Source organism: Deltaproteobacteria bacterium (genome assembly GCA_020845895.1).
In the GTDB taxonomy this organism is placed as follows: Bacteria; Lernaellota; Lernaellaia; order JACKCT01; family JACKCT01; genus JADLEX01.
This window is the reverse complement of the sequence record JADLEX010000023.1, coordinates 114,640-123,877: the sequence shown is the minus strand read 5'-3', so window position 1 is coordinate 123,877 and position 9,238 is coordinate 114,640. Positions and strand designations below refer to the sequence as shown.

Annotated in this window: 7 protein-coding genes; 2 read left to right on the top strand and 5 right to left on the bottom strand. The window is 64.7% G+C overall.

The window, feature by feature from the left end:
- On the bottom strand, positions 1-1,048 hold a 1,048-nt coding region (locus tag IT350_02970; protein ID MCC6156986.1), incomplete at its 3' end, for a hypothetical protein.
- A gap of 161 nt (positions 1,049-1,209) precedes the next feature.
- On the opposite strand from IT350_02970, the gene IT350_02965 reads away from it, so the two are divergent.
- Positions 1,210-3,462, top strand: a complete 2,253-nt coding sequence (locus IT350_02965; protein ID MCC6156985.1) for a PAS domain S-box protein — start codon at positions 1,210-1,212, stop codon at positions 3,460-3,462.
- Between the two features lie 82 nt (positions 3,463-3,544).
- Positions 3,545-4,531, top strand: coding sequence for a P1 family peptidase (locus IT350_02960; protein ID MCC6156984.1), 987 nt, complete (start codon positions 3,545-3,547; stop codon positions 4,529-4,531).
- A gap of 9 nt (positions 4,532-4,540) precedes the next feature.
- On the opposite strand, the gene IT350_02955 is transcribed toward IT350_02960, so the two are convergent.
- From IT350_02955 to IT350_02940, 4 genes are all read right to left on the bottom strand, one after another.
- Entirely contained in the window at positions 4,541-5,665 is a 1,125-nt protein-coding gene (locus IT350_02955) for a macro domain-containing protein (GenBank protein MCC6156983.1), read from the bottom strand.
- A gap of 11 nt (positions 5,666-5,676) precedes the next feature.
- Positions 5,677-6,267 carry a DUF4433 domain-containing protein gene (locus IT350_02950; GenBank protein ID MCC6156982.1) on the bottom strand — a complete coding sequence of 197 codons (591 nt, stop codon included), beginning with the start codon at positions 6,265-6,267 and terminating at the stop codon, positions 5,677-5,679.
- 25 nt (positions 6,268-6,292) lie between these two features.
- A complete protein-coding gene (locus tag IT350_02945; protein ID MCC6156981.1) occupies positions 6,293-7,507 on the bottom strand; it encodes a hypothetical protein in 1,215 nt (404 codons plus the stop codon).
- Between the two features lie 101 nt (positions 7,508-7,608).
- Positions 7,609-9,033 (bottom strand): cytochrome c biogenesis protein ResB, encoded by a 1,425-nt coding sequence (locus IT350_02940; GenBank protein ID MCC6156980.1) that lies wholly within the window; start codon positions 9,031-9,033, stop codon positions 7,609-7,611.
- Between the last annotated feature and the right edge of the window lie 205 nt (positions 9,034-9,238).

Below are 9,238 nucleotides of genomic sequence, written 5' to 3'. Positions count from 1 at the left end.
TCCCCTTGATGTCGTGGTCGCCGGTCTTCGTCATGGTGATGACGTTGTTGGTCACCGTCACCCCCGCGCCGGGGGTCACGGTGTACGCCACGACGAATCCGTCGAGCGGCTCGTTGTCGGCGTTGAACACCGTGGCGTTGGCGACGACCGGTGTGCCGGCCTGCGTGGTGGACGCCGAGAGCATCACCGTCACGCTCGTCGGCGTCAGATACTTCACCTCCACCGTTTCCTCGTCCGACAGCCACGCCTTGCCGTCGACCTGCGCGGTGGCGGTGATGGTGTAGTCGCCTTTCGTGTTGAACGTGAAGACATCGCCGTTACGCACGAACCCCGTCGCGGGCTGCACGGTATAGGTGTACGACGCGGAGACCGGCGCGCCGTTTTCGTCGTACACGGTCACGTCGGCGGTCACGTCGTCGCCCGGCTCGACCAGATAGCCGTTGAGCGTCAGTTCGAGATAAGGCTCCGAAATCTCGACATCGAAGATGCTGACGGCCTGATTGAAACCATCGTCGTTGCTCGCCTCGACGGCGAAGCGGTGTGTGCCGGCGGGAACGCCGTCGATCGTGCCGGTGATGATGAAGTTGAATCCGCGATCCTGATCCTGATTGATCGTCAGCAGGCTCGTGATGTCCGAGGTGTTGTAGAAGCAGCGGATCGTGCCGGGATTCGCGTTCGTGACGGTCGCTTCGACGGTGATCTCGTGCGTGTCGAAGTTGCCGTTGTGCGCGGGCTGGACAATTGTGATCTGCGGGCCGTCGGGGTCCACGCTGTCGTCGTCACCGGTGTCGTCGTCCGTCGTGTCGTCATCGGTGGTGTCGTCGTCCACCGTATCGTCGTCCGCGTCGTCGTCATCGTCGGTGGCGTCGTCGTCGGCCGGCGGGACGTAGGGATCGCCGGTGTCGTCGTCGCCCGCGCGGCCGCCGTCGTCAGTCGCTGAGTCCCCGCCCGAGGACGAGCAACCCGCGCCGCCGATCGCCAGGAGCGCCGGTACGAGCGCCAACGCCACGATCGCCAAAGCCCGCCACGCCCCGCCACGCGTCGACATCCTCATCCCCCGATACAAACCAGCGACCAATTATAACCGTCCGATACACGTCAGGTCAAAAAGAATGTTTGCGTCAAATCGGCGCCGGCGAACGATTGTCAAAGCCCTCGGATGCGGGAATGATGCCGGCACACGAGCGCGAAAACGCACGGAATTTCCCGATGCCGGCCCGAATGATCGACCATCTGACCCGCATGCGCGTGCCGTGGATCGTCGCGGACGCCAAGGCGGTCATCGTCGATCACGGCCCGCAGATCGCGGCCATATTCGGTCACGAGCCCGACACTGACCTTCGCGGCCACTCCCTACACGAGATTCTGAGCACGTGGGACACGGCCTCGGGTCTCGATGCCGCGTATCGATCCATCGCCCATCGCGGTCACTGGATCGGCGAGTTCACGACGGTGATGGTCGACGCCGGCGCGCCGCGCCCTCGATGGACCACCTGGCGCGGAACGGCGCTCGAAGGGGGCGAGCGCGAGGGCGACGTGCTGTTCGTCATCGACGACCGCAGCGAACTCGCGCGCACCAAGTTCGATCTCGACCGCATGACACGGTGCTTTCAGGCGATCTCGGCTTCGTCGCACGACGCGATCGTGATTCTCGATCAGCACGGCCGCATCAATTACTACAACGACGCGACGCGCCGCATCTTCGGCGTGCACCAGATGGACCTCAACGGACGCACCTTCTACGACCTGCTCACGCCGGAAGGCTATCGCGACGCGTATCTGCGGGGGCTGTTTGACTTTAGCCGCGCGGAGCGCCCGTTCGAAGGCGGCGAGTTCCGTGTGCTCGCGGGGCGACGCCGCGACGGCACGGAGTTTCCGCTCGAACTCTCGGTCTCGACGGTGCGCGTGGAGAACGCGTGGTGGGCGCTGTGCGTCATGCGCGATCTGTCGGACAAGGTGCGCGTCGAACTCGAATATCACACGATTCTCAACGCGATGCGCGACGGATTTTTCGTGGCCGACGCGCAGGGACGTTTCATCGAGGTCAACAACGCCTATTGCCGGCTGCTCGGGTACACGCTCCCCGAGCTTCTACGCATGACGGTGAAGGATGTCGAGGAGACAACGGACGAAGGACCCGGATTCGCGTACGAGGCCGTGCGTCGCAAGGGTTACCTTCGCTACGAGACGCGCCACCGTTCGCGCGCCGGCGAATGGATCGACGTCGAGGTCACGGCGAACTACCTGGACGCGCTGGGCGGGCGCATCGTGACGCTCGTGCGCGACATCACCGAGCAGAAGGCGGCCGAGGACGCGCTGCGCAAGAGCGAGGCGCACTACCGGCACCTGCTGGAAAGCATCCCTCAAAAAGTGTTCTACAAAGACCGCAACTCGGTCTACGTGACGGTCAATTCCAGCTTCGCTTCGGATTTCGGCCTGACGCCGAAGGACTTCGCAGGAAAGACCGACTTCGATTTCTTTCCGGTCGAGCTCGCATCAAAATACCGCCGCGACGACGCCCGCGTGATGGAGGCGGGTCGGGGCGAGGCGATTACGGAGCACTACACGAGCGGCGAGCGGGTTCTCACGATCCAGAGCCACAAGATGCCGCTCTACGACCCCGACGGGCGCGCGCAGGGTATTCTCGGCATCTTCTGGGACATCACCGAGCACATCGAGATGGAAGAGGAGCTGCGGCGCAAACACCGGGAAACCGAGCAGGCGCTCGAAGCCGCGCGCGAGGCGGACGCGCTGCGGACGAATTTTCTCGCGAACGTGAGCCACGAGCTGCGAACGCCGCTCAATGCGATCAAGGGCCTCGCGAACGTGATGGCGATCGAGTCGGAGATGCCGGTCGAGAAAAGGCTCCAGTACCTCGCCACGATCAACAACAACAGCGAGGTGCTGCTGCGGATGATGAACAACCTCATCGAGGTCGCGCGGATCGAGTCGAGCCCTAATGCCCCGAAGGAAACGGCGTTCGACATGGATCTGCTCCTCGCCGCGCTGACGCAGCGCTTCGAGATTCACGTACAGGCCAAGGGGCTCGAGTTCCGCTACAAGCGCGCCCCGCGATTTCCCTCCTCGGTCGTCGGCGATCCCATCATGATCGAGACGGTCCTCAACAATCTCCTCGACAACGCGGTCAAATTCACCGACCGCGGCCACGTGGCCTTCGCCGTCGTGGCGGTGCGCGCGGGCGGGAATCGACGCAACCTGCGTTTCGTCGTCGAGGACACGGGCATCGGCATTCCCGCCGAGGATCGCGAAAAGATCTTTCAGTCTTTCTACCAATCCGACCGGTCTTCGACGAAGCGTTTTCGCGGGTCTGGCCTCGGCCTGTCGATCGCGATGGAGTTCTCGAAGCTGATGGGCGGCGCGCTCCACGTCGAGAGCGAGGTCGGGCGTGGCAGCGTGTTCACCTTCGACGTTCCGGTCGAAATCCCGCCGCGGTCGGGATGACCGGCGGCCACTCGGGACATTCGACCGGGTGCGGCGCCATCCCCCGCTGTGCATCGGCGCGCGAAGGCGATAGGGTGCGCACATGCTGCCGCGCGATTTCGGCCTGAAAATCGGCCACGCTCACGACGACGAGGCGGTCACCGGCGTCACCGTGGCGCTCGTGGACGACCCCGCCGGCGCGACCTTTGTTTTTCTGCCGCTCGGTCCGGCGACCACCACGAGACAGTGCGACGCCGGACGCCTCGACCATCTCGTCGGGCGCGCTCACGCGGTCTGTTTCGCGGGCGGCTCCGCGTTCGGACTCGGCGCGTCGGGAGGGGTGATGGACTTCCTCGCCGAGCGCGGCATCGGCAACGCGGTGCGCGCCTCGGTGGTGCCCACGGTGCCCACGGCGGCGCTCTTCGACCTCGGCCTTGGGCGACCGGGGGCGTACCCCGGCCCCGAACTCGCCCGTGCGGCGTGCGAAAACGCGCTCGCATCGAACGGTGAAGACTTTGCGCGCGGCAGCGTCGGCGCGGGACGGGGGGCGACGGTGGGCAAGGCGCTCGGTCCCGCGCATCTGATGAAGGGCGGTATCGGGGCGGCGACGGCCGCATCGTCGGACGGCGCGGCGGCTTTCGCGCTCGTCGCGCTCAACGCCTTCGGCGACATCGTGGATGCAGACACGGGCGAATTGCTGGCCGGCGCGCGCGATCCCGAAGATCCTCACCGCCTCGCGAATCTGCCCGCGCGGCTCGGCCTCGATCTGAGCGCGGCGGTGCCGTCGCCCATCGAGAACACAACGCTCGCCCTCGTCGCCGTGAACGCGCGGCTCGGCGGCGCGGCACTGCATCGCGTTGCGCGGATGGCGTCCGCGGGGCTCGCCCGCGCCATCGTGCCGGCGCACTGCGTGTTTGATGGAGATGTGCTCTTCGCGCTCGCCACAGGCTATGCCGACGCGAACGAAAACCTGCTCGGTCACCTCGCGGCGACCGCGATCGCCCGAGCCTGCGCCGACGCGGTGCGCAGCGCCGACGGCCTCGGCCTCGTACCCGATCGGGGGACGCTCAAAGCATCGGTTGTGGAATGACGCGAAGCATCAGTCCGCGAACGCGGCCTCGGATTCGACGGGCAATTCGCGGCTGAATGCGAGATCCACCCACCCGAGGACGTTCAGTCCGCGAATCGACTCGACAAACGCGGATTCGGGAATCGGCGGGGTTCTGCGAACCTTCCATTCCTTCACGGCGTGCAGGACATCCATCTCGGATGGTTGCGCCCCGTTCGAACGGGCCTCGCGCGCCGCAAAATGAACCGTCGCCGCGATCTCGACTTCGCGACCTTTCATGCGGAGCAGCAGATCGGCGACGTCGTCGAGCAGGGCCGACCACGACTTGAGAAGCGTTTCGGCGAGCCGACGCGCCGTCGGAAAAGCCGGTCCGGTTTCGACGACGATCATCTTCCCATGCTCGCGCTCGACCAGCAGGCCGTGATTCACCAGCCGCGTCGTAACCGTCTTGAGCGAGTCGCAAAACGGCCCATAACGGCCTCGCCGGAATTCGAGGCCGGTCGGCAAACCCTTCATGGTCGCGAAGTACGCGATCTTCTGAAACGCCACCCGACCGACGGGCCAATGAAACGGCTGTGCCTCGATCCGTGCAACGATCTCGGCCAGCGCGATGAGCGCGGGCGGAATCTTCCGATCTGACGAAGGCATGGCGAAGGGGAGCGCGGAGTCGGAATCGTTACTCAGGAATTCCGACGTCGATTCGTGGTCGGGCACATCCAGTGGGGCGTAGAGTTCCACCGGGATGTCGAATCGACTCAGGTGTCGAAAGACGGTCGGTCCGACGACAGCCCACTCGAGTCCGCCATTTCCCGAACCGAGCGCCGGGACTGCGAGTGACGTGATCCCCCACTCCCGATAATGCTCTTCGAGATGCTCGAGCCCCGCGACGATGTCGGAGAGTCGCGACACCGACCGCCAGTGGCCCTTGGTCGGAAAGTTCAGGATCCAGGGCCCGACGAGCGCCTTGAAAAGGTAAGGCTCGCCGAGACGCACGCGCCCCTGGGCACACAGCCCGGCGTAGTGGACGAACATATCGGGGAAGCGCATCTTGAATTCGAGCGCCAGTCCCTTGCCCATGATTCCGACGCAGTTGACCGTGTTGACGATCGTCTGCGCGCTCGAACGGAACAGGTCGCCTTTTCGCACCGTGACCATGGCGCCCCCATTCATTGGAAAAACATCCCCGGCAACTCCTCCACGGCGAGCAACGGCGCAATTTCGGCGAGCGCCGCGCCGGCCCGCAATCCGGAAACGTATGCGCCTTGAATATAGCACGGATCGACGCGGTCCGGCACCAAGACCTCGGCGCAACGTGCGGCCTTGCGGCGGCGATGTTCGATGGGGTTGGGGTCCGTCCAGAACTCGGCAAAGACGAGGCTTCGATCCAGCCTCGTGAGTCCTTCGGGGCTTGGATGAAATCGCGCAAAGTCCGTCGAAGCATTCTGATCGGCGATCGCCACGCCCGGCAGATCGAGGACCGTGTGCATGACCCGTAGAACGCACAAAGACGTGTGACTCTCCTTGCGGCTGAACATCATCGGATTTCGGGCGTGAAAATATAGATTGACGTATTCGTGGAGCGGGCGGCCTCCGGGTACGGAGCGTAACGCCCTTCGCCGCTGAACGTCCGGCATGGCGATCGAAAGATGGCGAAGCCGCTCGACCCGTGCATGGGAGAGTAACCCGTTTTCGAGAGTCGAGGGGAGATTGGCGATCGGCATGATGGAGTGAAGTTCCTGAACATCGTCGCGTGTCATGCCGAATCTCCGGGCCGCTATTCGCTCAGTTCCCCGCCGGCGCGTCCTCGATCAGATCGGAAAAGTCGAGGGCTTCGGCGGATTCGCCGGGGCGTTCGGGCATGATCGCCTCGATGCCCGCGTCGGTGACGGCGGCGAGGTCGAGTGCCGCGACGGCGTCCTCGCGATAAGCGACCACGTAGCGGTCGCGGCGCAGCGCGTCGGCGAACTCCTTGACGATCCGCGTGCGCTTGGCGTCGGTCGCCGCACGGCGGATCTCCTCCTCGTCTTTCTCCCAGGTCTTGTCCGCGAACCGGTCGGGGTTCGCGGCCAAGTATGCGCGGGCTTCATCACCCGTCGCCTTGATGTTCTTTTCGGTGATGCGCTCCTGCGCCATGCGCCCGAGGATGCCGATCTCGGCGACCAGCATGCGCGTCGCGTATTCGTCGTCCTTGTGAAGCTGCTGCGTGAGCGCGTCGATGTGAAGGAACTCGTCCTCGAGATAGCGGTCGAGCAGCCAGTTGCGACCTTCTTTGGTCTTCGCCTGTTCCTGATACGCCGGCGACTGGCGCGCAACCCACGCGTAGAACTCGACGAGCGTGAGTTCGAACGCCCGCGACGCGACGACGACCTGACGCAGTTCCGCGTTTTTCGCCGCGTCCTTGGGATCCGTGTCGAGCAGTGTGCGGTGCTCGGCGGCCCCGTAATCCTTCATCAGCGCCACCACGCGGTCTTGGCCCGCGTGACGAAAGCGCTGGCGTTCGATCGCGGCGCGCATCGAGGCGGCGGCGTCCTCGAACGACTTCGGCTCGCGTCCCGCCGCGCGCGCTTTTTGCGCGTAACGCTCGTGGGCGGCGCGAACGTCCTCGTCGCTGACGGGCGGCAGCTTCGCGGCGGCGCGTTCCTTGGCCATGAAGACGAGCGCCGTTTTTTCAACGACGCTCATGGCGTTGCGAAAGTCGGCGTTCTGTTTCCAGTTCCGCCGCACGCCCTCGCTGTAATACGCGATCAGGTCGATCTGTTTTTCGAGAAACCGGCGCTTGCCCTCGTCGGATCGAAACTCCTCGCGGGCGTCGGCGGGCAGGTTGGCGAACGCGATCTTCAGGTAGTTCGTGGTGATCGAGACGGAACCCACCGTGGCGAGGGTGGGATCGCCCGGCTTGTCGGGCGGCGGCTTGATTGCGGCCTTGGGCTCGCACGCCGCGATGAGAACTGTCAGCGCCATCAGAATCGGCGCGAATCGATGAGCGAAATTTGACACGATACCCGGCTCCCCCGCGAACGGCACACATGGAAGGCGGCGTGGATCAAACCAAATCGGGGCCGCGTTGACAAGGGGAACGGGACTCGTCGCCCGGTTCGTCAGTCGGGCTTGCCGGCGCTGACCATGTCGCGCAGGGTCTCCAGGCGCTCCTCGAGCATCAGGATTCCGCGCGAATCGGACCCGGCGATGACCACGCCCTCCGGCCCGACGCGCAGGATCGTGCGTCGATGCGGCAGGAAGAAGTTGATGAGCACGCCGAGGAAGCCGAGGAAACAGCCGAAGAGCAGCACCGGGAACGCGTCGTTTCGCGACACCATGATGCCGGTGTAATAGCCGCCCATCTCGGCGCCGACGAACTCGTAGGTGAGTGTCGATTCCCGCGCCGCCTCGATCTCGGGTTGGTGCTTGTAGATCCAGAACTCCTGCTCGGGCGCGTCGGCGTGCGCTTCGAGGATCATCGCGGCGGGGCCCTGGCCGTCCTTGTCGGGAAGCATGGAGACGACGCCGAAAACGCCGCCCGACCCGTCGGTCATGGTGTAGGGTTTTTGCAGCAGCATCGTGCGGTCCCAGATCACCTGGGCGTCGGCGCGGCGCGTGACGCGGATCTTAGGGCGCGGTCCGACGGGGCCGTACGACGCCTGATAGAATCGAAATCCGCCGTACTTGGCCGGCTCGTTGACGAGCAGCGGCGTGGTCCACGGCTCGCCTTGCTCGGGAAGAAACGTCAGGACCGAGCGGAAGGTTTTGGGGCGCTCGATGCCCTCGTAGAACTCCACCGCGAAATCGTCGCAACGCACCGCGAAGGGCAGGCGGAAACCTCCGGCCTTTCGCAGGGCGACGAAGTCGGCTTCCTCACCGGTGGGGATCATCATGGAGCCGTCGATGATGAGGTTTTTGCTCGCGATCGCCGCGCCGCAGACGATGAGGATGGCGATGTGAATGATGACGACCGAGTAGCGCTTGATGCGTCCGGTTTCTCGATAGTAGTAGCGGTCGCCGTCGATCTCGGCGCGGCGGCGGAACCGGAACAGGCGCCGCACGGCGGCATCGTCGGGCGCGGCGTTCGGGACGTGATACTGCTTGCCGAAGCGCGAGAGGAGTTTCGGGCCGAGCGCGATGCCCTTGGTGTAGTCGGGCTTCACGATGTGCTCGATGCGCGTGATCGTGCACACGATGAGGTTCACGCACAAAATCAGCACAAGGGCGAGAAACCACGGCGAGTGGAAAACCTCGTACAGGCCCAGCTTGTCGGCGACGGCGAAGACGCCGCCTTTCGCGATCAGATCGGCGTATTGCTGCTCGGTGAGCCCCGGTCCGCGCTGCGGCACGATCGTGCCGATAAGCGTGGCGATGCCGAGGCCCGACAGGGTGTAGATCGCGAGACGGTTGCTCGCGAGGAACTCGACCCAGGTCTCCCGCCGGGGCGCGGAGCCCGCCGGGGCCGGCCCGGACAGCGGTGTTTCCGAAACGGGCGGCGGCGTGTCGGGGAAAGGATCTTCGGCGATGGTATGGGGTGGCGTCATGCTGTTGGGTTTCGCGGTGCGTCCGTGTTCGTGGGTGCACCTAACACGCCCGACGCTCGTCGATCAAGGTTTGCCCGGTCACGATTCGCCGTTCCCCGCCGTGTTTCGGCACGAAATGGAAAGGAATAACGGGAAACTCCTGTTTTTTCGACGTGAAATATCACCCAAAAAAAGTCGGCGCGAAAATTCGACATTCATGGTAAAA

What these genes read in the sequence shown, in the direction of transcription:
- IT350_02965 (MCC6156985.1), top strand. Translation starts at nt 1,210, where the DNA reads ATGCCGGCCCGAATGATCGACCATCTGACCCGCATGCGCGTGCCGTGG.
- IT350_02960 (MCC6156984.1), top strand. Translation starts at nt 3,545, where the DNA reads ATGCTGCCGCGCGATTTCGGCCTGAAAATCGGCCACGCTCACGACGAC.
- IT350_02955 (MCC6156983.1), bottom strand. Translation starts at nt 5,665, where the DNA reads ATGGTCACGGTGCGAAAAGGCGACCTGTTCCGTTCGAGCGCGCAGACG.
- IT350_02950 (MCC6156982.1), bottom strand. Translation starts at nt 6,267, where the DNA reads ATGACACGCGACGATGTTCAGGAACTTCACTCCATCATGCCGATCGCC.
- IT350_02940 (MCC6156980.1), bottom strand. Translation starts at nt 9,033, where the DNA reads ATGACGCCACCCCATACCATCGCCGAAGATCCTTTCCCCGACACGCCG.